33 protein-coding genes and 1 pseudogene are annotated in these 21,189 nt (G+C 44.6%); 28 read left to right on the top strand and 6 right to left on the bottom strand.

Annotation, left to right across the window (positions count from 1 at the left end; genetic code table 11):
- Positions 1–30 precede the first annotated feature (30 nt).
- On the top strand, positions 31–1,272 hold the full coding sequence (locus tag ACINWC323_RS06170; RefSeq protein ID WP_005282969.1) for a dicarboxylate/amino acid:cation symporter: 1,242 nt from the start codon (positions 31–33) through the stop codon (positions 1,270–1,272).
- Between the two features lie 50 nt (positions 1,273–1,322).
- Here the strand turns inward: ACINWC323_RS06170 and ACINWC323_RS06175 are convergent, their stop codons facing one another.
- From ACINWC323_RS06175 to ACINWC323_RS06200, 6 genes are all read right to left on the bottom strand, one after another.
- A complete protein-coding gene (locus tag ACINWC323_RS06175) occupies positions 1,323–2,264 on the bottom strand; it encodes a metal-dependent hydrolase (RefSeq protein ID WP_009513886.1) in 942 nt (313 codons plus the stop codon).
- A gap of 132 nt (positions 2,265–2,396) precedes the next feature.
- Positions 2,397–3,173: a ribosome biogenesis GTP-binding protein YihA/YsxC gene (gene yihA / locus ACINWC323_RS06180; RefSeq protein WP_009513904.1), complete on the bottom strand. Its 777-nt coding sequence runs from the start codon at positions 3,171–3,173 to the stop codon at positions 2,397–2,399.
- 84 nt (positions 3,174–3,257) lie between these two features.
- Positions 3,258–3,710: an RrF2 family transcriptional regulator gene (locus ACINWC323_RS06185; RefSeq protein WP_009513790.1), complete on the bottom strand. Its 453-nt coding sequence runs from the start codon at positions 3,708–3,710 to the stop codon at positions 3,258–3,260.
- Between the two features lie 79 nt (positions 3,711–3,789).
- Entirely contained in the window at positions 3,790–5,001 is a 1,212-nt protein-coding gene (hmpA, locus tag ACINWC323_RS06190) for an NO-inducible flavohemoprotein (protein ID WP_009513930.1), read from the bottom strand.
- Positions 5,002–5,142: 141 nt separating this feature from the next.
- Complete coding sequence (locus tag ACINWC323_RS06195) at positions 5,143–6,693, bottom strand: helicase HerA-like domain-containing protein (RefSeq protein WP_005282980.1); 1,551 nt, start codon at positions 6,691–6,693, stop codon at positions 5,143–5,145.
- A gap of 22 nt (positions 6,694–6,715) precedes the next feature.
- The gene (locus ACINWC323_RS06200; RefSeq protein WP_009513897.1) at positions 6,716–7,909 is read right to left on the bottom strand and encodes a PLP-dependent transferase; all 1,194 of its coding nucleotides are present in this window, start codon (positions 7,907–7,909) and stop codon (positions 6,716–6,718) included.
- 169 nt (positions 7,910–8,078) lie between these two features.
- Here ACINWC323_RS06200 and ACINWC323_RS06205 point away from each other — a divergent pair, with 169 nt between their 5' ends.
- From ACINWC323_RS06205 to rpsD, 27 genes and pseudogenes are all read left to right on the top strand, one after another.
- Positions 8,079–8,807 carry a type 1 glutamine amidotransferase gene (locus ACINWC323_RS06205; protein WP_009513957.1) on the top strand — a complete coding sequence of 243 codons (729 nt, stop codon included), beginning with the start codon at positions 8,079–8,081 and terminating at the stop codon, positions 8,805–8,807.
- A 226-nt stretch (positions 8,808–9,033) separates the two neighbouring features.
- Complete coding sequence (gene rpsJ / locus ACINWC323_RS06210; protein WP_000070912.1) at positions 9,034–9,345, top strand: 30S ribosomal protein S10; 312 nt, start codon at positions 9,034–9,036, stop codon at positions 9,343–9,345.
- 58 nt (positions 9,346–9,403) lie between these two features.
- Positions 9,404–10,042 carry a 50S ribosomal protein L3 gene (rplC, locus tag ACINWC323_RS06215; RefSeq protein ID WP_004657674.1) on the top strand — a complete coding sequence of 213 codons (639 nt, stop codon included), beginning with the start codon at positions 9,404–9,406 and terminating at the stop codon, positions 10,040–10,042.
- Positions 10,043–10,053: 11 nt separating this feature from the next.
- Positions 10,054–10,656, top strand: coding sequence for a 50S ribosomal protein L4 (rplD, locus tag ACINWC323_RS06220; RefSeq protein WP_004641072.1), 603 nt, complete (start codon positions 10,054–10,056; stop codon positions 10,654–10,656).
- Positions 10,653–10,973 carry a 50S ribosomal protein L23 gene (gene rplW, locus ACINWC323_RS06225; protein WP_004641070.1) on the top strand — a complete coding sequence of 107 codons (321 nt, stop codon included), beginning with the start codon at positions 10,653–10,655 and terminating at the stop codon, positions 10,971–10,973. The genes rplD and rplW overlap by 4 nt, the downstream gene beginning before the upstream one ends.
- Before the next feature lie 11 nt (positions 10,974–10,984).
- Complete coding sequence (rplB, locus tag ACINWC323_RS06230; RefSeq protein WP_004660349.1) at positions 10,985–11,809, top strand: 50S ribosomal protein L2; 825 nt, start codon at positions 10,985–10,987, stop codon at positions 11,807–11,809.
- A 13-nt stretch (positions 11,810–11,822) separates the two neighbouring features.
- Positions 11,823–12,098 carry a 30S ribosomal protein S19 gene (gene rpsS / locus ACINWC323_RS06235; protein ID WP_004775885.1) on the top strand — a complete coding sequence of 92 codons (276 nt, stop codon included), beginning with the start codon at positions 11,823–11,825 and terminating at the stop codon, positions 12,096–12,098.
- Between the two features lie 11 nt (positions 12,099–12,109).
- Positions 12,110–12,439, top strand: coding sequence for a 50S ribosomal protein L22 (gene rplV, locus ACINWC323_RS06240; protein ID WP_004657676.1), 330 nt, complete (start codon positions 12,110–12,112; stop codon positions 12,437–12,439).
- Position 12,440: 1 nt separating this feature from the next.
- Positions 12,441–13,257 (top strand): annotated as a pseudogene (rpsC, locus tag ACINWC323_RS06245) (30S ribosomal protein S3).
- Positions 13,197–13,610 (top strand): 50S ribosomal protein L16, encoded by a 414-nt coding sequence (gene rplP / locus ACINWC323_RS06250; RefSeq protein ID WP_004657678.1) that lies wholly within the window; start codon positions 13,197–13,199, stop codon positions 13,608–13,610. Before rpsC ends, rplP begins: the two are co-directional and overlap by 61 nt.
- The gene (gene rpmC / locus ACINWC323_RS06255; RefSeq protein WP_000849927.1) at positions 13,610–13,807 is read left to right on the top strand and encodes a 50S ribosomal protein L29; all 198 of its coding nucleotides are present in this window, start codon (positions 13,610–13,612) and stop codon (positions 13,805–13,807) included. The genes rplP and rpmC overlap by 1 nt, the downstream gene beginning before the upstream one ends.
- A complete protein-coding gene (gene rpsQ, locus ACINWC323_RS06260; protein ID WP_004657679.1) occupies positions 13,804–14,061 on the top strand; it encodes a 30S ribosomal protein S17 in 258 nt (85 codons plus the stop codon). The genes rpmC and rpsQ overlap by 4 nt, the downstream gene beginning before the upstream one ends.
- 92 nt (positions 14,062–14,153) lie before the next feature.
- Positions 14,154–14,522, top strand: a complete 369-nt coding sequence (gene rplN, locus ACINWC323_RS06265; protein ID WP_004657680.1) for a 50S ribosomal protein L14 — start codon at positions 14,154–14,156, stop codon at positions 14,520–14,522.
- Positions 14,523–14,531: 9 nt separating this feature from the next.
- Positions 14,532–14,849, top strand: coding sequence for a 50S ribosomal protein L24 (gene rplX, locus ACINWC323_RS06270; RefSeq protein ID WP_004804115.1), 318 nt, complete (start codon positions 14,532–14,534; stop codon positions 14,847–14,849).
- 15 nt (positions 14,850–14,864) lie between these two features.
- Positions 14,865–15,401 carry a 50S ribosomal protein L5 gene (gene rplE, locus ACINWC323_RS06275; RefSeq protein ID WP_004775884.1) on the top strand — a complete coding sequence of 179 codons (537 nt, stop codon included), beginning with the start codon at positions 14,865–14,867 and terminating at the stop codon, positions 15,399–15,401.
- A gap of 9 nt (positions 15,402–15,410) precedes the next feature.
- Positions 15,411–15,716, top strand: coding sequence for a 30S ribosomal protein S14 (gene rpsN, locus ACINWC323_RS06280; RefSeq protein ID WP_004641050.1), 306 nt, complete (start codon positions 15,411–15,413; stop codon positions 15,714–15,716).
- 11 nt (positions 15,717–15,727) lie between these two features.
- The gene (rpsH, locus tag ACINWC323_RS06285) at positions 15,728–16,123 is read left to right on the top strand and encodes a 30S ribosomal protein S8 (RefSeq protein WP_004775883.1); all 396 of its coding nucleotides are present in this window, start codon (positions 15,728–15,730) and stop codon (positions 16,121–16,123) included.
- A gap of 13 nt (positions 16,124–16,136) precedes the next feature.
- Positions 16,137–16,670, top strand: a complete 534-nt coding sequence (rplF, locus tag ACINWC323_RS06290) for a 50S ribosomal protein L6 (RefSeq protein ID WP_009513965.1) — start codon at positions 16,137–16,139, stop codon at positions 16,668–16,670.
- 14 nt (positions 16,671–16,684) lie between these two features.
- On the top strand, positions 16,685–17,035 hold the full coding sequence (rplR, locus tag ACINWC323_RS06295) for a 50S ribosomal protein L18 (RefSeq protein WP_004775881.1): 351 nt from the start codon (positions 16,685–16,687) through the stop codon (positions 17,033–17,035).
- A gap of 2 nt (positions 17,036–17,037) precedes the next feature.
- A complete protein-coding gene (rpsE, locus tag ACINWC323_RS06300; protein ID WP_004657688.1) occupies positions 17,038–17,535 on the top strand; it encodes a 30S ribosomal protein S5 in 498 nt (165 codons plus the stop codon).
- A gap of 6 nt (positions 17,536–17,541) precedes the next feature.
- Positions 17,542–17,718 (top strand): 50S ribosomal protein L30, encoded by a 177-nt coding sequence (rpmD, locus tag ACINWC323_RS06305; RefSeq protein ID WP_000849088.1) that lies wholly within the window; start codon positions 17,542–17,544, stop codon positions 17,716–17,718.
- A 3-nt stretch (positions 17,719–17,721) separates the two neighbouring features.
- Entirely contained in the window at positions 17,722–18,162 is a 441-nt protein-coding gene (gene rplO, locus ACINWC323_RS06310) for a 50S ribosomal protein L15 (RefSeq protein ID WP_005227407.1), read from the top strand.
- 45 nt (positions 18,163–18,207) lie between these two features.
- Positions 18,208–19,527 (top strand): preprotein translocase subunit SecY, encoded by a 1,320-nt coding sequence (gene secY / locus ACINWC323_RS06315; RefSeq protein ID WP_171062208.1) that lies wholly within the window; start codon positions 18,208–18,210, stop codon positions 19,525–19,527.
- A gap of 21 nt (positions 19,528–19,548) precedes the next feature.
- Positions 19,549–19,665 (top strand): 50S ribosomal protein L36, encoded by a 117-nt coding sequence (rpmJ, locus tag ACINWC323_RS19865; RefSeq protein WP_000867907.1) that lies wholly within the window; start codon positions 19,549–19,551, stop codon positions 19,663–19,665.
- 107 nt (positions 19,666–19,772) lie between these two features.
- Positions 19,773–20,129, top strand: a complete 357-nt coding sequence (gene rpsM, locus ACINWC323_RS06320; protein WP_000090815.1) for a 30S ribosomal protein S13 — start codon at positions 19,773–19,775, stop codon at positions 20,127–20,129.
- A 19-nt stretch (positions 20,130–20,148) separates the two neighbouring features.
- Positions 20,149–20,535 carry a 30S ribosomal protein S11 gene (gene rpsK / locus ACINWC323_RS06325; protein WP_004281491.1) on the top strand — a complete coding sequence of 129 codons (387 nt, stop codon included), beginning with the start codon at positions 20,149–20,151 and terminating at the stop codon, positions 20,533–20,535.
- 12 nt (positions 20,536–20,547) lie between these two features.
- Positions 20,548–21,174, top strand: a complete 627-nt coding sequence (rpsD, locus tag ACINWC323_RS06330) for a 30S ribosomal protein S4 (RefSeq protein WP_004775874.1) — start codon at positions 20,548–20,550, stop codon at positions 21,172–21,174.
- Positions 21,175–21,189 lie beyond the last annotated feature (15 nt).

The following is a 21,189-nucleotide window of genomic DNA, read 5'->3' as shown; positions in this document are numbered from 1 at the left end:
GGCTAAGTTAAAAGATTTTATCCATTCACAATGAATCTAAATACACAAATTTTAATTGCCGCCGTGCTCGGTGTGGCCTTTGGTTTTCTGCTGATTGCTTATCCGCAAACGGCATTTGTTGACTACAGTCTATATGGCCTGGGGGTGTTGAGTAGCATTTTTATCGGCTTGTTGAAAATGCTACTGATTCCACTGATCTTTAGTTCGATTGTTGTGGGTGTTTCTAATTTGCAGGCAGGCGGTCAATTCGGTCGGGTCTGGAAAATTACCGCGTTGAGCTGTTTAACCACGACGACTTTAGCTTTGATTTTAGGAATTAGTTGTGCGCATTTATTCGATGTGGGTAAGGGCGTGGATATCCAGCTGTTTCAGGCTGCCATGGATAGTCATCAAACTCCCGATACCTTAACACCATCCAGTTTCTTTACCACCTTTATTCAAAATACCTTAATTAATCCATTTAAGGCCTTTAGTGAAGGCAATGTGCTGGCCGTGGTGGTGTTTGCCCTGTTTCTGGGGGTAGCTTTGGTCAAGGGCGGGGAACGTTTTACTTTGGTCCGCAATATCAGCCAGCAATTTTTTGACATCATGATGATGCTGGTCGGCTGGGTAATGAAGCTGGCGCCAATTGGTATTTTTGCACTCTTGGCGAAGTTGATTGCGACCGAGGATCTGTCGGTACTGAGCCGTTTGGTCGAGTTTGCGGCGGTGGTGACGGGAACCACCATTTTCCACGGTGTGGTGGTATTACCTGCCTTACTGTGGATTTTTGGGCGCATGAATCCGATCACTTTTTTCAGAGGTGCGAGAACAGCTTTGGTCACCGCATTTGCTACCAGTTCCAGTTCTGCCACCATGCCTCTGAGCATGAAGTGTGCGCAAGAAAACCTGGGGGTCCGACCACAAACGGCAGGTTTTGTCATTCCACTAGGTACGCAGTTGAATATGGATGGTACGGCACTCTATGAAGCTGCTGCGGCTTTATTTATTGCCAATTTAATGGGTTTGGATCTTAGTCTGACGCAGCAGATTATTGTCTGTTTAACCGCCATGATTGCATCATTGGGTGCACCAGGGATTCCAAGTGCCGGTATGGTGACCATGATTATGGTGCTGCAATCGGTCGGTTTGCCTGCGGAAGCGATTGCCATCTTATTACCGATTGACCGTGTGCTCGATACTGTACGTACCGTAGTAAATGTACAGGGTGACATGATGATCAGTGTGGTGGTGGATCGCTATGCCAAACAGGCAGAAGCTGAGGCAAGCTAAACTGAATTGGAATAAAAAAAAGCAGGAGATTATTCCTGCTTTTTTATGTTTTAAGCGGCTTGTTGTAAAGCACGTTTTGCGGCTGGTGAATTGTTTAAGTAATTCACGGCATCTTGAGTATTACCTTCCTTAACAGGGTCGTACCACGGCATCAGATAGTCAAGCTGTTGTGTCACCAACCATGCAGGGCCGGGTAAGATTTTAGAATCTTTTAAGGCAATCTTCGACCATTCAATCCAGATCCATGGCTTGAACACACTTGGCTTCTTATCAGCGAAACGTGGATCCTGACTCATGATATGTGCTGCGCCGTCGACCCAGAGTCCTAAAACGCCCGCAATGACTGCAACACTGAGGTAGTAACGTGCGAGATAGCCCCCACCTAAATGACGGTAAAGATCAAAGGCAACGGTACGGTGTTCGATTTCTTCCGACCCATGCCATTTGATCAGGTCAAGCATTTCAGGATCGGCACCAAGTTCTTCCCAGCGTTTGTTGTAAAGCGCATATTTACCGAGTACACAGGTCATGTGCTCAACGGTGGCAATCACACCGAGACGGAACAGATCCCATTGATGATCCAGCGCTTTCGGGATTTCTTTGCCGAAAGGTTTATCTGCCAAAGCTTTGGTAAATAAGAAGTCCATAATGTCGAGATTACGCTGAATATCGATATTGCGCTGGCTGAGATATTCCTTGTTGGCAGAGGTGTGGGCCACAGCATGCATGGCTTCTTGACGAATAAACGCCTGCACATCCTGTTTTAGTTTTTCATCGGTAATTTCAGGCAGGACTTTGTTATATAAACGGCAAAACCAAAACTCACCAGCAGGTAAAATGTTGTTAATTTCATTAATAAAATAGCTGGCAAATGGCTGGTTTGGAATCCAATCTACAGGTGTATTTTCCCAATCAAATTTGACTTTGCGCGGGAGGATTTTATAGTCAATCGAAGAACCAAGTTTGTTCTTCACAAATGATAGTAATTTCATTGTTGTTTAGTCCTAATCGATAGTGCAATGAACCAACACTAAGCAGTATATGAAAACTGCCTAGTGTTTGTGATTAGCAATACGGGACAATTAAAAATTATTTTATGCATCAAGTTGCATAAAATGCATGTTTTATTGTTCTACATCAGTTTCCGAGGCTTCAGGGATCTGATCAAGGTCAAATTCAGTCGGTTGATCGAGGGTGAAATTCAAACGTCCCGCCATGACACTGGCCAGTTCTTCTAGGCCGATCCGGTTCAAGGAGGAGAACAACTGAATCGAGAAATCAAGTTTCATCTTTTTCAATTGCTGTTTAACTTCTAATAGCACTTTATTGGCAGGGCCGCGGTTCAGCTTGTCGGCTTTAGTTAGCAGGATATGTACGAATAAATGGCGTGAATGCGCCCATTCCAGCATCATCAGGTCAAAGTGTTGTAAGGGATGACGAATATCCATCAATAACACCAGACCTTGCAAACTCTTACGATGGATCAGATAGTTTTCCAGCTCTTTCTGCCAGACGATTTTCATAGCTTCTGGAACAGCCGCATACCCATAACCGGGTAAATCGACCAGACGTTGATCGGGATTGCCCAAGCTGAAAAAGTTGATCATCTGGGTGCGGCCCGGTTTTTTAGAGGCGCGTGCCAGTTGCTTTTGGTTGGTTAAGGTGTTGATCGCACTGGACTTGCCGGCATTAGAACGGCCAGCAAATGCAATTTCATAGCCTGTATCTTCTACGCACAAAGACAGTTTTGGCGCACTCATCAAAAATTCAGCTTGGCGTAACCAAGTCAGAGACTGTACTGCGTATTCAGTCAATGCAGGGTCAGCTTTTTTCTCATAACTGATTTTTTGTTTCGGAGCGAGTCTGGCTTTGGTGTCTTTGGATTTTTCACTGCGACGCATAGAAGCTTACTTTTGAATTGAAATAGCAACGACCATTATAAAGGATGTAACGGCTTCGTGCGAATCTTGATGTTGAAGCGCTGGTTAGGCTTTCTGCGACAACTCTAAAAAGTTGATTTCTGAATGGATCGGAGAAAGAACAATACCGTGCTGAACCACTTCACCAAGCGTATATTGATTCAGGCTTTGATAAAAGCTTTCTAGTGCCTGATCTAAAATACCCTTCAGGCCGCAATGGGAACGTAATACGCAGGGCGGGGTATTGCACTCTACGATTTGCTGGTTGCCTTGCAGGGTGCGGACAATTTCGCCCAATTTCAGGCTTTTGGCTTCTGGGTTTAGGCGAAGACCGCCCCCTTTGCCACGAATGGTGACAATCCATTGCTGCTTGCCCATGAAGTGAACCACCTTCACCAGGTGATTTTGCGACACATGCAAGTCTTGCGCGATATCTGCAATCGTATAGGGTACATCACTCGGACGAGCGACATACATCAGGATTCTGAGTGCATAATCTGTAAACTTATTGAGTTGCATGGGGTTTGACTCAATCTGCCGCAATAAATGGAAAAGGCTAGTCTATCACAGGCTAGCCTTATACAAAATGCGATGCAAATTAGCTGAGTTTAACACCACCGGTACCAAAGGCTTCGCTGTGAATATTTTCAGCCGGAATACCACGTGCTACAAGCGCCTGATGTTGCGCTGCCATAAATGGCATCGGCCCACATAAATAGTAATCGGCATTCACTGGCAGTAGTGCAGCATCCATTGTACCTAGATCCAGGCGGCCAGCGACATCATAATCTGCACCGAGCACATCAGATTCATGCGGGAACTCATAAGCAGTGAATGTACTCAAGCGTGGATATTTGCTTTTCAGTTCCTGAATATGCTGCTTCATGGCATGCACCTGACTACTGCGGCAGGCATGAATAAAGCTCACCGGTTGTGGCATATCTAAAGTCACCAGTTGATTCAGCATGGCAATCATTGGGGTTAAACCGACACCCCCACTGATAAAGACATTGCGTTTATTGCTATCAATTAAATAGAAGTTTCCTGTCGGTGCAGATACTTCAATTTCTGAGCCTTCCGCTAAACCATGTAAGGTGCTTGAGACCCAACCACCAGCAAGTTCGCCTTTTTCATCCTCACGTTTCACCGAGATACGCAGGTAATCTGCCTGTGGGCTGGTTGAAAGGGTGTACTGACGCGGCTGTCTTAAGTTTAGTTCAGGCACAAATACGCGAACTGAAATGTATTGGCCTGCTTCATATTTGGGTAATTCGCCCCCATCCACAGGTGCCAGATAGAACGAGCTGATTTCGTCGCTTTCTACAACTTTTTTGGCGATTTTGAAATTACGCCAGCCCAACCAGCTACCTTTAGTTTGTTGATGCTGCTCATAAATTGCTTTTTCAGTGCTGATAAATAAATCAGCCAGTTGACCATAAGCCGCAGCCCATGCACCAATTAGCGGATCTTCCATGGAAATATTCAATACTTCACTAATCGAATGCAGCAGGTTTTCACCCACGATGCCGTAATCTGGTGACTGGATATTTAAGCTGACATGTTTATGTGCAATCAGTTCAACCACAGGTAAAAGCACGGAAGGATCTTCAATGTTCTCTGCATAAGCCAAAACTGCCCCCGCAAGCGCCTGTGCTTGCGCACCGCTACGTTGATGCCCCATGTTAAAGGTTTCTTTCAAATCAGGGTTATTACCCAACATGCGGTTATAAAAGTATCCAGTCAGCGCTACGCCATTTTCACGGAGTACTGGAACAGTGGCTTTTACAAGGTCAATTTGCTGCGGAGTCATTGTTGATCTCTCTTGGCTATCATTTATAAGATGTATTTAAAATATACCTTTAAGAGTGGATTTGCAATGCTAAATTAAATAAAAGCCATAGAAAAATTAAGGGATAATAAATTATCCCTTAATTTTCAAAACAGTATCACTTTATTTTTTGCCGAAAAGAGAACCGAGTAGACCACGCACAATTTTCTGTCCGGTACTACCGCCTAGACTACGCGCGGCACTTTTGGCAAATGTTCCCACGATATCCTGTGTCAGTTTTTCACGGTCACGTTGTGCTTTTTCAGCAGCTTTTTGCTGCTCGCGGGCAAAACGCTCTTGCTCTTTGGCTTGTTGCTTGGCGAGCGCTTCCTGTTCTTTACTTTGTTGTTTTGCCAGATCGTCAGCCTCTTTCTGCTGGGATTGTTGCAATACTTTCTTTTGCAGCATTTCATAGGCACTATCACGATCTACCGCTTGATCGTAAACACCCGCGACGATGCTTTGTGAAATGATCACTTGACGTTCTTCGGGACTGATCGGCGTAAATGATGAGTAGGGCGGCATGACCCAGCCACGCTCTACGATTTGTGGTGTACCTTGTTCATCCAGACAGCTAATTAATGCTTCGCCAACTGCAAGCTCGGTAATGGCTTGATCCACTTTAAACTCTGGATTGGCGCGGAAGGTGTCCGCGGCAGTTTTAACGGCTTTCTGGTCTTTAGGGGTAAACGCACGTAAGGCATGTTGTATACGATTGCCGAGTTGTCCTAAAACGCTTTCCGGTAGATCCAGTGGGTTCTGGGTAATAAAGTAAATCCCGACGCCTTTAGAGCGGATCAGACGCACCACTTGTTCAATTTTTTGTTGTAAAGCTGGACTGGCATTGTCAAAGAGCAGGTGGGCTTCATCAAAGAAGAACACCAATTTGGGTTTGTCCATATCGCCGACTTCTGGTAGTTGTTCGAACAGTTCCGACATCATCCACAGTAAGAAGGTGGCGTACAGCTTTGGGGTATTCATTAACTTGTCGGCCGCTAAAATATTGATGTAGCCATGACCATTGGTATCAGTCTGAATGAAGTCGAGAATATTCAGACTGGGTTCGCCAAAGAACTGTTCTCCACCTTGATCGCCTAAGGCCAGTAAATTGCGTTGAATGGCACCGAGGCTGGCAGGAGAGAGATTGCCATATTCAGCTTTTAGTTCGGCTGCATTTTCACTGACGTAGGTCAGCATGGCTTTTAGGTCTTTAAAATCAATCAGGAGCAGGCCTTGGTCATCTGCAACACGAAACACGGCTGAAAGGACACCTTCCTGCGTGTCATTCAGATTGAGCATTTGTGCTAGAAGTAAGGGGCCAATTTCTGAAATGGTGGTACGGATCGGGTGGCCTTGCTGAGCAAATAAATCCCAGAAAACTACAGGTGAAGCGGCAAATGGGATCGGTTCAAGTTGTAAGGTTTTCAGTCGTTCATCAAATTTAGGATTACTCTCGCCAGCCTTGGCAAGGCTGGAAACATCGCCTTTGGCATCGGCAAGGAAAACCGGTACACCCAGTCGGGAAAAGCTTTCTGCCAGTACTTTGAGGGTCACGGTTTTTCCTGTACCTGTTGCACCAGCAATCAAACCATGTCGGTTGGCGAATTTAGAATGCAAAACAATATCTTGTGTTGTATCTGTGGTTTTTTTAGCAATAACGATTGGTGTACTCATTCTTCACCTGTTGTTTTTGATCTCAATCGAGCTGTTTTAATGCGTTTTGAATATCTTGGATTAAATCTTCTGGATGTTCTAGTCCTATACAGAAGCGCACCAATAAACCTTGTTGTAAATGTGTATTGTCCAGCGAACGCATCTGCTTTAAATCATAGAGCATGGCCAGGCTGACTGGGCCACCCCAGCTAAATCCAAGTTTAAACAATTTTAAGTTATCACAGAATTGTCGAACCGCCGTCAAGTCATACTTGGCTTTAAAAATGACACTGACCAGACCTGCGCTTTTGCCGGTGGTACACGTTTCTGACCAGAACGAATGTCCTGCTGAATCTGGTGAGCTCGGGTGTAAAACCTGACTAAATTGAGGCTGTTGCTTGAGCCATTCCAATAACACAAGAGCGCTTTGTGCTTGCTGTTCATAACGGAGCGACATGTGTGCCAGACTACGTTGAATCTGGGCCGTATCATCGCCTGACACAGAGATCCCTTGAATGGCATGCATGCGATATAGCTTGTGATGTAACTGTTGATCACGGGTCACCACTGAACCCATCAGAATATCGCCGCCGCCGCTTGGATATTTGGTCAGTGCGTGTACGGTGATGTCGACCGCCAAATGTTCGTCAGAGAAATCGAAGGCATTAAACGCCAGTCCTGCGCCCCAGGTATTGTCTAATGCAGTCAGTACATTGGCCTGTTGGGCTTTCTTGACCAGATTTTTGAGATCGGGAAACTCTAGCGTGACCGAGCCTGCCGCTTCCAGCCAGATCAGTTTGGCTTTCTCAGTCGGTTGAAAGCTAGCAGCATCAACCGGATTATAAATTTTTACGCTGATGCCATAACGGTCTTGCAAATGATTCAAGTGTTCAAGATTGGGGCCATAGATATTGTCGGCGACCCAAACCTCATCGCCACTGCTTAAAAAGGCACTATTCACCAGATTAATCGCAGATAAGCCGCTGGGTGCAAGCAGGCAATAATTGCCGCCTTCTATTCTTGCGATATTGTCGCCTAAGGTAAAAGTGGTTGGGGTGCCGTGTGTACCATAACTATAGTCATAAGCATCGGTCCAGTGGCGATCAAAAAGGTGCGCTGTGCTTTTAAAAATAATCGTAGATGCACGAAATAGGGGAGGCTGGATGGTTTCTATGTATTGAGGGGCTTGGCGTGGTGCATGAATGAGATCAGTTTGTGCTTTATTGTGAGATGTCATAGGGCAAAATCAAATCGATATAATGCATCTCAGGTTAAGAGAAAATCATGAAAGCTGCTAGTGCTTTGCTGCTTTTGTACAGAATCGGTACAGATTCGGGTGATCAATAAAAACTGGCTTTATTTTTGCTAAGACTAAGCATCATTCTAACGATAATAGGTTGTCGCGCATGAAGTCGCATTTAAGAGTGCATTATTTTCAGCACATCGCTGGCGAAGGTTTTGGCAGTTGCTACGACTTTTTAAAAGCACATCACGCAAAAATTACCGCAACCGAATTTTTTGCTTTACCTGTCGATTTGCCCTTGGAACTGGAAGCTTTGCCACGCGTAGATGAAGTGGATCTATTGATTATCATGGGCGGCACCATGAGCGTAAATGATGAAGCGAATTATCCCTGGTTAAAATTAGAAAAAAGATGGCTCAGACGTTATCTGGCGGCTGGAAAACCTGCGATTGGGTTGTGTCTGGGCGGGCAACTGATTGCCAATGCTTTAGGTGCAGCGGTGAGTCGCAACCCACATCAGGAACTGGGCTGGATGGATGTCGGGCGAGCTGCTTACGTACCAAAGGATTATTTTCAAATCCCGGAGCAGTTAAATGTATTGCAGTGGCATAGTGAAACCTTTGAAATCCCCAAAGGCGCTGTACGTTTGGCCGAGAATAAGGTTTGCTTGAATCAGATGTATCAAATTGGCCGTAATGTACTGGGTTTTCAGTTTCATCCGGAAATGACTCCTCATGCCTTGACGCTGTTGATCGAGGGAGAGGAGGAGTTAGCGGTTTTTAATGGCAGCTATGTACAGCCGATAGCTGAATTGAAAAAAAGCTTGAAACATAAATTTGAACAGGGAAATCGTTTGCTGAATCAGGCGATTGATTATGTGGTCAGTGCCTGAGCTGAGAAAATGCTTAAAAAATGAAAAGAAGAATTGCATAAGACTTAAACAATCGTTATAATGGGCGACCCTCAAAAGGAGGGCGTTTACTACGAAGAAAGTAGTTAACGCATTACAGTCGTGGCATCGATCACGACCATAGTGATTTTCACTGCCCTTGACACTTACCAAAAGGTGAGGTGCGTCATGGGTGATTCTTTATATATTTGGCTTGGAGTTTACTGGTATGTCTAACCAGAGAATTCGTATCCGTTTGAAGTCTTTTGATCATCGTCTGATTGATCAATCTGCTCAAGAGATCGTAGAAACCGCTAAGCGTACTGGCGCACAAGTGTGTGGTCCAATTCCGATGCCTACTCGCATCGAACGCTTCAACGTTCTTACTTCACCACACGTCAACAAAGACGCTCGTGATCAGTACGAAATCCGCACTTATAAACGTTTGATCGATATCGTTCAACCAACAGATAAAACTGTTGATGCATTGATGAAGTTAGATCTTGCTGCTGGTGTTGATGTTCAGATCGCTTTGGGTTAAGGCTTTCGGTTGATTAACTTTTAAGTTAATTAGGCCGCTTTATTAGAGGTTTATGCACATGGCTATTGGTTTAGTCGGTCGCAAATGTGGTATGACTCGCGTCTTTACAGATGCTGGTGTATCTGTACCTGTTACAGTTATCGAAGTCGATCCAAACCGCATTACGCAAATCAAAACACTTGAAACTGATGGTTATCAAGCAATTCAAGTAACTACTGGTGAACGTCGCGAATCGCGCGTAACTAACGCTCAGAAAGGTCACTTCGCGAAAGCGGGTGTTGCTGCTGGTCGTTTAGTTAAAGAGTTCCGTGTTACTGAAGCTGAGCTTGAAGGCCGTGAAGTTGGTGCTTCTATCGGTGTTGATTTGTTCACAGTTGGTCAAATTGTTGACGTAACTGGTCAATCAAAAGGTAAAGGTTTCCAAGGTGGTGTTAAGCGTTGGAATTTCCGTACGCAAGATGCTACTCATGGTAACTCTGTATCTCACCGTGTATTAGGTTCTACAGGTCAAAACCAGACTCCTGGTCGCGTGTTCAAAGGCAAGAAAATGGCTGGTCACTTAGGTGACGAACGCGTAACAGTTCAAGGTCTTGAAATCGTATCTATTGACGCTGAACGTTCTGTTTTAGTTGTTAAGGGTGCTATTCCTGGTTCAACTGGCGGTGACGTTATCGTACGTCCTACCATCAAGGCCTGAGGGGAAATACTGTGAATTTAAAAACTGTTTCCGGCTCTGCTGTTGAATTGTCTGAAGTTGCTTTCGGACGTGAATTTAACGAAGCTCTTGTACACCAAGTTGTTACAGCTTACTTAGCTGGTGGTCGTCAAGGTACTCGTGCTCACAAATCACGTGCAGATGTTTCTGGCGGTGGTAAAAAACCATTCCGTCAAAAAGGTACTGGTCGCGCTCGTGCGGGTTCTATTCGTAGCCCGATCTGGGTTGGTGGTGGTAAAACTTTTGCTGCTCGTCCACAAGATTGGTCTCAAAAAGTAAACCGTAAGATGTACCGCGGTGCAATGCAATGTATCTTAGCTGAACTTGTTCGCCAAGATCGTCTTGTATTAGTTGAAGAGTTTGCTGTTGCAGCTCCAAAAACTAAAGAATTGCTTGCAAAGCTTACTGACTTGAATGCAACTCGCGCATTGATCATTACAGATGCTGTAGATGAGAACTTGTATCTCGCAGCTCGCAACCTTCCACACGTTGATGTGGTTGATGCTACTGCTATTGATCCTGTTAGCTTGATCGCATTCGATAAAGTTGTAATGTCTGTAGCTGCTGCTAAGAAAATTGAGGTAGAACTCGGATGAACAACGAACGTATCTATCAAGTCCTATTAGGACCAGTATTCTCAGAAAAAGCACAAGTTTTAGGTGATACTGCTGGTGTTCAAGTGTTCAAAGTTGCATTAAATGCAAACAAACTTGAAATCAAGAAAGCAGTTGAGCAACTCTTCGGTGTTGAAGTTGTAAAAATCAATACAACGATCACTAAAGGTAAAACAAAACGCTTTGGTAAAACATTAGGACGTCGTTCTGATGTGAAAAAAGCATACGTCACCCTGAAAGCCGGCCAAGATGTAGAAATGGCTGACTTGGGCGATACCGCTGAAAACGCAGCGGAATAAGGACGAGAATTATGCCAATTCAAAAATGTAAGCCAACGTCTCCAGGACGTCGCTTTGTAGAGAAAGTGGTTCATGATCACCTTCACAAAGGCGCGCCTTATGCACCGTTGGTAGAAGCTAAAAAACGTACTGGTGGTCGTAATAACAATGGTCACATCACTACACGTCACGTGGGTGGTGGTCATAAGCAAAACTACCGTATTGTTGACTTTAAACGTAACAAAGATGGTATTCCAGCGACTGTAGAGCGCATCGAATACGATCCTAACCGTACAGCGCATATTGCTTTATTGAAATATGCTGATGGTGAACGTCGTTACATCATTGCACCTAAAGGCTTACGCGCTGGTGATAAAGTTCAATCTGGTAACGATGCTCCAATTCGTCCAGGTAACTGCTTGCCACTTCGCAACATGCCAATCGGTTCTACACTTCACAACCTTGAACTTAAAATCGGTAAAGGTGCTCAATTAGCACGTTCTGCTGGTACTTCAGTTCAGTTGTTGGGTCGTGATGGTTCTTACGCTATCGTTCGTTTACGTTCTGGTGAAATGCGTAAAGTCCATGTTGAATGTCGCGCTGTAATTGGTGAAGTTTCTAACCAAGAAAGCAACCTTCGTTCATTGGGTAAAGCTGGTGCTGCGCGCTGGCGTGGTATTCGTCCTACCGTTCGTGGTATGGCGATGAACCCAGTAGATCACCCGCACGGTGGTGGTGAAGGGCGTAGTAAAGGTATTCAACCTGTAAGCCCATGGGGTCAAAAAGCTAAAGGGTACAAGACACGTACCAACAAGCGTACGACTAAGATGATTATTCGCGACCGTCGCGTCAAGTAAGGGAATCTGAATAATGCCTCGTTCATTAAAAAAAGGTCCATTCGTCGACGCACATTTGTTCGCTAAGGTTGAAGCTGCTGTAGCTGCTAACAACCGTAAGCCGATCAAAACTTGGTCACGTCGTTCAATGATCCTTCCAGACTTTGTTGGTTTAACAATTTCTGTTCACAATGGCCGTAACCACGTTCCAGTAATTGTTACTGAACACATGGTTGGTCATAAATTGGGTGAATTCGCGCCAACTCGTACCTATCGTGGTCACGGTGTTGATAAGAAGTCTAAACGTTAATAGGTGCTATGATGGAAGTAACTGCTAAATTACGCGGTGCCGCTATCTCGGCACAAAAAGCACGTTTAGTTGCTGATTTGATCCGTGGTAAGTCGGTTGCACGTGCGATAGACATTTTAAACTTCAGCAACAAGAAAGCAGCTGTGCTCGTTAAAAAAGCACTTGAATCTGCAATCGCGAATGCTGAACACAACAACAGCTTAGATGTTGATGACCTTAAAGTAACTACGATTTACGTTGATGAAGGCATGAGCCTTAAACGTATCATGCCACGTGCTAAAGGCCGTGCAGATCGTATTACTAAGCGTACTTGTCACATCACCGTTAAGGTAGGGGTTTGATATGGGTCAGAAGGTTCATCCAATCGGTATCCGCCTAGGTGTTGTGAAACGCCATAACGCTAACTGGTATGCGAATCCGAAACAATACGCTGAATACTTGCTTAAAGATCTTCAAGTTCGTGAGTTTTTAATCAAAAAACTTAAAAACGCGATGATCAGCAATATTCTTATCGAACGTCCTACAGGCGCTGCTAAAGTAACTATTAGCACTGCTCGTCCTGGTATCGTTATCGGTAAAAAAGGCGAAGATATTGAGAAATTACAGCGCGAACTCACCAACATCATGGGTGTTCCGGCTCAAGTTAGCATCAATGAAATTGATCGCCCTGACTTGGACGCACGTCTAGTTGCTGAAGCAATTGCTTCTCAATTGGAAAAGCGTGTTATGTTCCGTCGTGCTATGAAGCGTGCGGTTCAAAACACAATGCGTGCTGGCGCTAAAGGTATCAAAGTTGAAGTTTCTGGCCGTTTAGGTGGTGCAGAGATCGCTCGTACTGAGTGGTATCGTGAAGGTCGTGTACCTTTGCATACGCTTCGTGCTGACATCGACTATGCAACTATGCGCGCAGAAACAACATACGGTACGATCGGTGTTAAAGTTTGGATTTTCCGTGGCGAGATCTTAGGTGGCATGAAACAAGTCATGAACCCTGCTCCTGCTGAAGAGCGTCCAGCTAAACGCGGTCGTGGTCGTGGTGAAGGTCAAGAGCGTCGTGGTCGTCGCGGTGACCGTGCTGCTGACAAGGGAGAATAATCCATGTTGCAACCTAAACGTACCAAATTCCGTAAAGTGCACAAAGGCCGTAACACTGGTCTAGCGCATCGTGGTAGTACAGTATCATTTGGTTCGATTGCAATTAAAGCAACTGAACGTGGTCGTATGACTGCGCGTCAGATTGAAGCTGCACGTCGTACCATTAGCCGTCGTATCAAACGTGGTGGTAAAATCTTCATCCGCGTATTCCCAGACAAACCAATTACCGAAAAACCATTAGAAGTTCGTATGGGTAAAGGTAAAGGTAGCGTGGAATACTGGGTTTGTCAGATCCAGCCAGGTAAGATCCTGTACGAAATTGAAGGTGTTAGCGATGAGTTAGCGCGTGAAGCTTTTGCTTTAGCTGCTGCTAAACTCCCGTTTAAAACCACTATCGTGACTCGGACGGTGATGTAATGAAAACTAAAGATCTACGTGAAAAGTCGGTAGAAGAGTTGAAGGCTTTGCTTGATGAGCAACAGCTTAACCAATTCCGTCTTCGTATGGCGAAAGCAACTGGTCAGCTAGGCAAATCGCATGAAGTGCAAATTGCTCGTAAGACAATTGCTCGTATCAAGACACTCCTTACCGAAAAACAGGGGAACGGACAATGAGTGAAAAAACAGTCCGCACGTTAACCGGCAAAGTCGTAAGCGACAAAATGGACAAGTCTATTGTTGTGCTTATTGAACGCCGCGTTCAACACCCGTTGTACGGCAAATCAATCCGCCGTTCAACTAAATTACACGCTCATGATGAGAACAATGTTGCTAAATTAGGCGACTTGGTAACCATCAAAGAAAGCCGCCCAATTTCTAAAACTAAAGCTTGGACTTTAGTGGAAGTAGTTGAAGCTGCTGCTGAGTAATTAGACGTTCTTGTTGCATCATCGGACAATTTCGAGTACTCTTTGAGCCTTTCGAAATTGTGACCGGTGATGCTCGGTTTTGGAGTAGGGCAATGATTCAAACCGAAAGTATGCTCGACGTAGCAGACAACAGTGGTGCACGCCGCGTACAATGTATTAAAGTACTTGGTGGTTCACACCGTCGTTATGCTTCAGTTGGCGACATTATTAAAGTTACTGTAAAAGAAGCAATCCCACGCGCACGTGTTAAAAAAGGTGACGTGATGAATGCTGTAGTTGTTCGTACAAAATTCGGCATCCGTCGTCCAGACGGTTCAGTGATTCGTTTCGACGATAACGCAGCTGTTATTTTGAACAACAACAAAGCTCCGATTGCTACTCGTATCTTCGGACCAGTGACTCGTGAACTTCGTACTGAACAGTTCATGAAAATCATTTCATTGGCTCCTGAAGTTCTATAAGAGGCAATCATGGCTAAGATTAAAAAAGGCGATCAAGTAATCGTGATCGCAGGTAAAGAAAAAGGCAAACAAGGTATCGTTTTGTCTGTTTCTGAAGATCGAGTTAAGGTTGAAGGCCTTAACTTAGTGAAGAAGCATCAAAAGCCAAACCGTGTAACTGGCGCTGAAGGCGGCATCGTTACTCAAGAGGCGACGCTTCATATCTCAAACGTGGCAATTTTTAATGCTACAACCCAAAAGGCTGACCGTATTGGTTACCAAGTGATTGATGGCGCGAAAACTCGTGTTTATAAATCAAATGGTGAATCAGTGGCGGTAGCGAAGTAATAGGTTGAATAGGCAATGGCCAGACTTAAAGCACGTTACAACGACGAACTTAAAGCAAAGTTAAAAGAAGAACTTAGCGTTAAGAACGTGATGGATATTCCTCGCATCACGAAAATCACCCTGAACATGGGTGTAGGCGCAGCTGCAACTGATAAGAAATTATTAGATGGCGCTGTTGCTGACATGCAACTCATTGCTGGTCAAAAACCAGTTGTGACTCTTGCTCGTAAATCAATCGCTGGTTTCAAAATCCGTGACGGTTGGCCGATCGGTTGTAAAGTTACTTTACGCGGCGACCAAATGTACGAATTCTTGGATCGTTTGATCTCGATCGCAATCCCTCGTATCCGTGACTTCCGTGGTTTCTCTGCGAAATCATTTGATGGTCGTGGTAACTACTCTATGGGTTTAAAAGAGCAAATCGTTTTCCCTGAAATCGATTTTGACAAAATTGATCGTATCCGTGGTTTAGATATCACTATTACGACCACTGCTCGTAGCGATGACGAAGGCCGTGCGCTTATGCGTGCATTCGGCTTCCCGTTCAAATAAGAGGTCGATATGGCTAAGAAAGGTATGATTAATCGCGAATTGAAACGCGAAAAGACAGTTGCTAAATACGCTGCAAAACGTGCTGAATTAAAAGCAACGATTGCAAATGTAAATGCGAGTGACGAAGAACGTTTCGAAGCGACATTAAAGTTACAGGCATTGCCACGTAACGCATCTCCAGTACGTCTTCGTAACCGTTGTGGTTTAACTGGTCGTCCTCATGGTTACTTCCGTAAGTTCGGTTTAAGCCGTAACAAATTACGTGACACAGTAATGCAAGGTGATGTACCGGGCGTTGTTAAGGCAAGCTGGTAAGGAGCGACTAAATGAGTATGCAAGATACCGTTGCCGACATGTTAACCCGTGTTCGTAACGCACAAATGGCAAAGAAACAAACTGTTTCTATGCCTTCTTCTAAGTTGAAAGTTGCAATTGCAAACGTTCTTCAACAAGAAGGTTATATTTCAGATGTAGCCGTTGCTCAAGAAGAGACAAAAGCTACACTGACAATTACGTTAAAATATTTCGAAGGCAAACCAGTTATCGAAACCGTTAAGCGTGTAAGCCGTCCAGGTCTTCGCCAATACCGCGGTAAAGATAAAATTCCTAGCGTTAAGCAAGGTTTAGGTATTGCAATTGTTTCTACAAGCAAAGGCATCATGACTGATCGCGCTGCACGTGCTGCGGGCATCGGTGGTGAAGTTATTGCTTTTGTTTCTTAATAGGTGATTCCTCATGTCTCGTGTGGCTAAAGCCCCAGTAACTGTACCTAATGGTGTAACAGTTACTCAGAACGGCCGGCAGGTCGAAGTGAAAGGCAGCAAAGGTACATTGTCTTTCAACCTGCATGCGCTGGTCGAGCTAAAACAGGAAGAAGGTAAACTTCAACTTGCTCCGGCTAAAGAGTCGAAAGACGCTTGGATGCAAGCTGGTACTGCTCGCGCTGTATTGAACAACCTTGTAAAAGGTGTTAGCGAAGGCTTCGAACGTAAGTTACAGCTTGTTGGTGTTGGTTATAAAGCTGCGGTTAAAGGTACTTCTGTAAACCTTAACCTCGGTTACTCACACCCAATTGACTACGCTTTACCTGAAGGTGTAACAGCGGAAACTCCAACTGCTACTGAAATCATTTTGAAATCAGCAAACAAGCAGTTGTTAGGTCAAGTGGCAGCGGAAATCCGTGCATACCGTGCTCCTGAACCATATAAAGGTAAAGGTGTTCGTTATTCGGATGAAATTATTCTTCGTAAAGAAGCTAAGAAGAAATAAGGCGCGAGGTTCTTATGAACGAAAAGAAACAAACCCGTTTGCGTCGTGCGAAAAGCACACGCTTGCACATTCGTGCATTGGGTGCGACTCGTTTGTGTGTAAACCGCACTCCGCGTCACATCTATGCGCAAGTTATTTCAGCAGATGGTGGCAAAGTTTTAGCGCAAGCTTCAACTTTAGATGCATCTTTGCGTAGCGGTACTACGGGTAACGTAGATGCAGCTACAAAAGTTGGTGCTTTGATCGCAGAACGTGCTAAAGCAGCTGGTGTTACTAAAGTTGCATTTGACCGTTCTGGTTTTAAATATCATGGTCGTATCAAAGCCTTGGCTGATGCTGCTCGTGAAGGCGGCTTGGAGTTCTAATCATGGCGAAAGTTGAACAAAACGAAGGTCTCGTTGAAAAGCTGGTTGCCGTTGATCGTGTAGCCAAGGTTGTTAAAGGTGGTCGTATCTTCTCTTTCACAGCATTAACTGTTGTGGGCGACGGTAACGGTCGTGTAGGTTTTGGTCGTGGTAAAGCACGTGAAGTTCCAGCTGCTATTTCTAAAGCACTTGAAGCTGCTCGTCGTAACATGATCACTGTAGACCTCGCGGGTACTACTTTACAACACCCTGTGAATGCTCGTCATGGCGCAAGCCGTGTATACATGCAACCTGCTTCAGAAGGTACTGGCGTAATTGCTGGTGGCGCTATGCGTGCTGTTCTTGAAGCTGCAGGTGTACATAACGTACTTGCTAAATGTTATGGTTCTACAAATGCTGCTAACGTAGTAAACGCAACTTTCAAAGGTTTGCGTGATATGACTTCTCCTGAGAAAGTCGCTGCGAAACGTGGTCTTTCAGTAGAACAAATTCAAGGGTAATCAATCATGAAAACGATTAAAGTTACCCAGACTAAATCTTCATCGCATCGTTTAAAAAATCATAAACTTTGCCTTCAAGGTTTAGGTCTGCGTCGTATTGGTCATACTGTAGAAGTGCAAGATACGCCTTCTAACCGTGGTATGATCAACAAAGTTTACTATATGGTTAGTGTAGAGGAATAAGCCATGACTCTGCGTTTAAATGAACTTTCACCTGCAGAAGGTGCAAAACGTGAAAACCGTCGTCTAGGCCGTGGTATCGGTTCTGGCGTAGGTAAGACTGGTGGTCGTGGTATCAAAGGTCAAAACTCACGTAAAAGTGGTGGTACTCGTCCAGGCTTTGAAGGCGGTCAAACTGCGTTATATCGTCGTTTGCCTAAATTCGGTTTCACTAGCCAAATCGCTTTGAAAACTGCTGAAGTACGTTTGTCTGAGCTCAACAAAGTTGAAGGCGATGTAGTTAGCCTTGAAACTTTGAAAGCTGCGAATGTTGTTCGTCGTGACCAAATTCGTGCTCGCATCGTTCTTTCTGGTGAAATCACTCGCGCATTCACTGTTAAAGGTGTTGTGTTGACTAAAGGCGCTAAAGCTGCTGTTGAAGCTGCTGGCGGTAAAGTCGAGGAGTAATCTCGAGTGTCTATGACTCCTAGTTCTTCAGGTCATGTCAACATGATGAAAGGCCAACCGTTTCATGTGAAATACCGTGAAATTATTCGTCGATTAATGTTCTTGATTGGCGCGTTGTTGGTCTTTCGACTAGGAGCGCATATTCCGTTGCCGGGGATTGATAATGTAGCGCTAGCACAGTTTTTTAAAGCTAATGAAGGTACCTTCTTAGGTTTATTTAACATGTTCTCTGGCGGTGCATTAGAACGCATGTCGATTCTGGCGTTAGGGATCATGCCGTACATTTCTGCATCGATTATCGTGCAGTTGATGTCTACGGTGGTTCCTTCACTGGAAGCTTTGAAAAAAGAAGGCGAGCAAGGCAAACGTAAGATCAATCAATATACGCGTTATGGCACCTTATTTCTTGCACTGGTGCAAGGTATAGGGATGTGTGCTGGCTTGATCAGTCAAGGTATTACCTTAACCTCAGGTCTGGCATTCTATGTTCCGGCAGTAACTTCGTTAGTTGCAGGAACCATGTTCTTGATGTGGTTGGGCGAGCAGATTACCGAACGTGGTGTTGGTAATGGGATCTCGATGATCATTTTCGCAGGAATTGTGGCAGGTTTGCCAAATCTTGTGATTCAGTCGTTTACGTCTGTACAGAATGGTCAGGGTAGTTTAATTGGTTTAGTTGTCTTCGGCTTACTCTCATTAGCCGTTTTAGCTGCGATCGTGTTTATTGAAAAAGCACAACGTCGTATTCCAGTGAACTATGCTCAAAAACAGCAAGGCCGTCGTATATTTACTGCACAGCAGACGCATTTGCCATTAAAAATTAATATGGCGGGTGTAATTCCGGCAATTTTTGCAAGCTCATTGTTATTATTTCCAGCGAGCTTGGGACAATGGTTAGGAAGTGCTGATCCAAATGCAGGAATTGTGAAACGTAGCCTACAAGATCTGGCATTGGTGTTATCGCCTGGACAGCCGTTGTATCTAATGCTCTTTGGCGCGTTGATTATCTTCTTCTGTTATTTCTATACGGCGCTTGTATTTAGCCCGAAAGAAGTTTCAGAGAATTTAAAACGTAGCGGGGCATATGTGCCTGGTATCCGCCCAGGTGAGCAAACGGCTCGTTATTTAGATCATATTCTTAACCGTTTGACCTTCATTGGTGCAATCTACATCACTGTAGTGTGTTTAATGCCTATGGTGCTACAAAGCTCGTTCGGTATTCCATTCCATCTGGGTGGGACATCGTTACTGATTGTAGTGGTAGTGGTAATGGACTTTATGGCGCAACTCCAAGCGCACCTTACTTCGCATCAATATGATAATCAAACGTTAATGAGAAAAACGACTGCTCATCCTAAGGGATAAGCGCACTTAGAAGGTTTCATCATGAAAGTACAAGCTTCTGTAAAGAAAATTTGTGGTAGCTGTAAAGTTATCCGTCGTAATGGGGTAATTCGCGTAATTTGTAGCGCAGAACCTCGTCATAAGCAGCGTCAAGGTTAATTTAATTAAGACCTGTTGATTTCAGTAGGCTAATTAGGTTATTATCCGCCCCTCAAGATTTTTGTGGGGCGGTTGATTATCTTGACTGCCTTTTTGGAGAAAATTGAATGGCTCGTATTGCCGGTGTAAACATTCCGGATAACAAGCATGCTGTTATCTCTCTCACGTATATTTTTGGTATCGGTCGCCACACTGCTAAGAACATCTTGGCTGCTGTAGGTATCACTGAAACTACAAAGATCCGTGAATTAGATGATGCTCAGCTTGATGCGATTCGTGCAGAAGTTGCTAAGGTTCCGACCGAAGGTGACTTACGTCGCGAAATTTCCATGAACATTAAACGTTTAATGGATTTAGGCTGCTACCGCGGTCTTCGTCATCGTCGCAGCTTGCCTGTTCGCGGACAACGCACCAAAACTAACGCACGTACCCGTAAAGGTCCGCGCAAACCGATTAAGAAATAAGATTTCTGGAAGCTAAAAGATGGCTAAAGATACTCGCGCACGCAAGAAGGTCACTCGTACCGTCTCTGAAGGTGTCGCACACATTCACGCTTCTTTTAATAACACCATTGTTACGATTACCGATCGTCAAGGTAATGCATTGGCTTGGGCTACCTCAGGTGGACAAGGCTTCCGTGGATCACGTAAATCAACACCGTTTGCTGCTCAGGTAGCTGCTGAAGTTGCTGGTAAAGCTGCTTTAGATTACGGTTTGAAAAACTTGGACGTCCTTGTAAAAGGTCCTGGTCCTGGTCGTGAATCTGCGGTTCGTGCATTAGGTGCAGTGGGTTATAAAATTAACAGCATTACCGATGTGACTCCAATTCCGCACAACGGTTGCCGTCCACCTAAAAAACGTCGCGTGTAAGGAGAAACATTCATGGCTCGTTATATTGGTCCAAAATGCAAACTCTCTCGCCGCGAAGGGACAGACCTGCAATTAAAATCTGGCGTTAAACCATTTGACGTTAAGACTAAAAAACATGCTAAAGCTCCTGGCCAACATGGCGGAGCTCGTGGTAGCAAACAATCTGAGTACTCACTACAATTACGTGAAAAACAAAAAGTACGTCGTATGTACGGTGTGTTAGAGCGTCAATTTAGTAACTACTATAAAGAAGCTGCTCGTGTTAAAGGCGCAACAGGTGAGAACTTGTTGAAGTTGCTTGAAAGCCGTCTTGATAACGTTGTTTATCGCATGGGTTTTGGTTCTACACGTGCAGAAGCTCGTCAGTTAGTATCTCACCGTAGCATCACTTTGAACGGTCGTCGTGTTAACATTGCATCTATCCAAGTTAAAGCTGGTGATGTAATTGCAGTACATGAAGGCGCTAAACAACAATTACGTATCAAAAGCGCAATTGAATTAGCTGCTCAACGTGGTATCCCTGCTTGGATGGAAGTTGATCATTCTAAGTTAGAAGGTACGTTTAAAGCTGCGCCAGATCGTTCTGATTTACCTGCTGAAATCAACGAAAGCTTGATTGTAGAATTGTATTCTAAATAATCCTTGAGGTAGCAA

Origin of the sequence: Acinetobacter sp. WC-323, from assembly GCF_000314615.1 — a bacterium.
Lineage (GTDB): Bacteria > Pseudomonadota > Gammaproteobacteria > Pseudomonadales > Moraxellaceae > Acinetobacter > Acinetobacter courvalinii.
The sequence above is the reverse complement of the archived record's forward strand: the minus strand, read 5'-3'. Positions and strand labels throughout refer to the sequence as shown.

What these genes read in the sequence shown, in the direction of transcription:
- rpsH (WP_004775883.1), top strand. Translation starts at nt 15,728, where the DNA reads ATGAGTATGCAAGATACCGTTGCCGACATGTTAACCCGTGTTCGTAAC.
- rplF (WP_009513965.1), top strand. Translation starts at nt 16,137, where the DNA reads ATGTCTCGTGTGGCTAAAGCCCCAGTAACTGTACCTAATGGTGTAACA.
- rpsJ (WP_000070912.1), top strand. Translation starts at nt 9,034, where the DNA reads ATGTCTAACCAGAGAATTCGTATCCGTTTGAAGTCTTTTGATCATCGT.
- rpsE (WP_004657688.1), top strand. Translation starts at nt 17,038, where the DNA reads ATGGCGAAAGTTGAACAAAACGAAGGTCTCGTTGAAAAGCTGGTTGCC.
- rplN (WP_004657680.1), top strand. Translation starts at nt 14,154, where the DNA reads ATGATTCAAACCGAAAGTATGCTCGACGTAGCAGACAACAGTGGTGCA.
- rpsQ (WP_004657679.1), top strand. Translation starts at nt 13,804, where the DNA reads ATGAGTGAAAAAACAGTCCGCACGTTAACCGGCAAAGTCGTAAGCGAC.
- hmpA (WP_009513930.1), bottom strand. Translation starts at nt 5,001, where the DNA reads ATGACTCCGCAGCAAATTGACCTTGTAAAAGCCACTGTTCCAGTACTC.
- ACINWC323_RS06170 (WP_005282969.1), top strand. Translation starts at nt 31, where the DNA reads ATGAATCTAAATACACAAATTTTAATTGCCGCCGTGCTCGGTGTGGCC.
- rpsM (WP_000090815.1), top strand. Translation starts at nt 19,773, where the DNA reads ATGGCTCGTATTGCCGGTGTAAACATTCCGGATAACAAGCATGCTGTT.
- rplB (WP_004660349.1), top strand. Translation starts at nt 10,985, where the DNA reads ATGCCAATTCAAAAATGTAAGCCAACGTCTCCAGGACGTCGCTTTGTA.
- ACINWC323_RS06185 (WP_009513790.1), bottom strand. Translation starts at nt 3,710, where the DNA reads ATGCAACTCAATAAGTTTACAGATTATGCACTCAGAATCCTGATGTAT.
- rplW (WP_004641070.1), top strand. Translation starts at nt 10,653, where the DNA reads ATGAACAACGAACGTATCTATCAAGTCCTATTAGGACCAGTATTCTCA.
- ACINWC323_RS06195 (WP_005282980.1), bottom strand. Translation starts at nt 6,693, where the DNA reads ATGAGTACACCAATCGTTATTGCTAAAAAAACCACAGATACAACACAA.
- rplR (WP_004775881.1), top strand. Translation starts at nt 16,685, where the DNA reads ATGAACGAAAAGAAACAAACCCGTTTGCGTCGTGCGAAAAGCACACGC.
- rplV (WP_004657676.1), top strand. Translation starts at nt 12,110, where the DNA reads ATGGAAGTAACTGCTAAATTACGCGGTGCCGCTATCTCGGCACAAAAA.
- rpsD (WP_004775874.1), top strand. Translation starts at nt 20,548, where the DNA reads ATGGCTCGTTATATTGGTCCAAAATGCAAACTCTCTCGCCGCGAAGGG.
- yihA (WP_009513904.1), bottom strand. Translation starts at nt 3,173, where the DNA reads ATGCGTCGCAGTGAAAAATCCAAAGACACCAAAGCCAGACTCGCTCCG.
- ACINWC323_RS06175 (WP_009513886.1), bottom strand. Translation starts at nt 2,264, where the DNA reads ATGAAATTACTATCATTTGTGAAGAACAAACTTGGTTCTTCGATTGAC.
- ACINWC323_RS06200 (WP_009513897.1), bottom strand. Translation starts at nt 7,909, where the DNA reads ATGACATCTCACAATAAAGCACAAACTGATCTCATTCATGCACCACGC.
- rpmC (WP_000849927.1), top strand. Translation starts at nt 13,610, where the DNA reads ATGAAAACTAAAGATCTACGTGAAAAGTCGGTAGAAGAGTTGAAGGCT.
- rplP (WP_004657678.1), top strand. Translation starts at nt 13,197, where the DNA reads ATGTTGCAACCTAAACGTACCAAATTCCGTAAAGTGCACAAAGGCCGT.
- rplO (WP_005227407.1), top strand. Translation starts at nt 17,722, where the DNA reads ATGACTCTGCGTTTAAATGAACTTTCACCTGCAGAAGGTGCAAAACGT.
- ACINWC323_RS06205 (WP_009513957.1), top strand. Translation starts at nt 8,079, where the DNA reads ATGAAGTCGCATTTAAGAGTGCATTATTTTCAGCACATCGCTGGCGAA.
- rplC (WP_004657674.1), top strand. Translation starts at nt 9,404, where the DNA reads ATGGCTATTGGTTTAGTCGGTCGCAAATGTGGTATGACTCGCGTCTTT.
- rpsK (WP_004281491.1), top strand. Translation starts at nt 20,149, where the DNA reads ATGGCTAAAGATACTCGCGCACGCAAGAAGGTCACTCGTACCGTCTCT.
- rplX (WP_004804115.1), top strand. Translation starts at nt 14,532, where the DNA reads ATGGCTAAGATTAAAAAAGGCGATCAAGTAATCGTGATCGCAGGTAAA.
- rplE (WP_004775884.1), top strand. Translation starts at nt 14,865, where the DNA reads ATGGCCAGACTTAAAGCACGTTACAACGACGAACTTAAAGCAAAGTTA.
- rpmD (WP_000849088.1), top strand. Translation starts at nt 17,542, where the DNA reads ATGAAAACGATTAAAGTTACCCAGACTAAATCTTCATCGCATCGTTTA.
- rpmJ (WP_000867907.1), top strand. Translation starts at nt 19,549, where the DNA reads ATGAAAGTACAAGCTTCTGTAAAGAAAATTTGTGGTAGCTGTAAAGTT.
- rpsS (WP_004775885.1), top strand. Translation starts at nt 11,823, where the DNA reads ATGCCTCGTTCATTAAAAAAAGGTCCATTCGTCGACGCACATTTGTTC.
- secY (WP_171062208.1), top strand. Translation starts at nt 18,208, where the DNA reads ATGAAAGGCCAACCGTTTCATGTGAAATACCGTGAAATTATTCGTCGA.
- rpsN (WP_004641050.1), top strand. Translation starts at nt 15,411, where the DNA reads ATGGCTAAGAAAGGTATGATTAATCGCGAATTGAAACGCGAAAAGACA.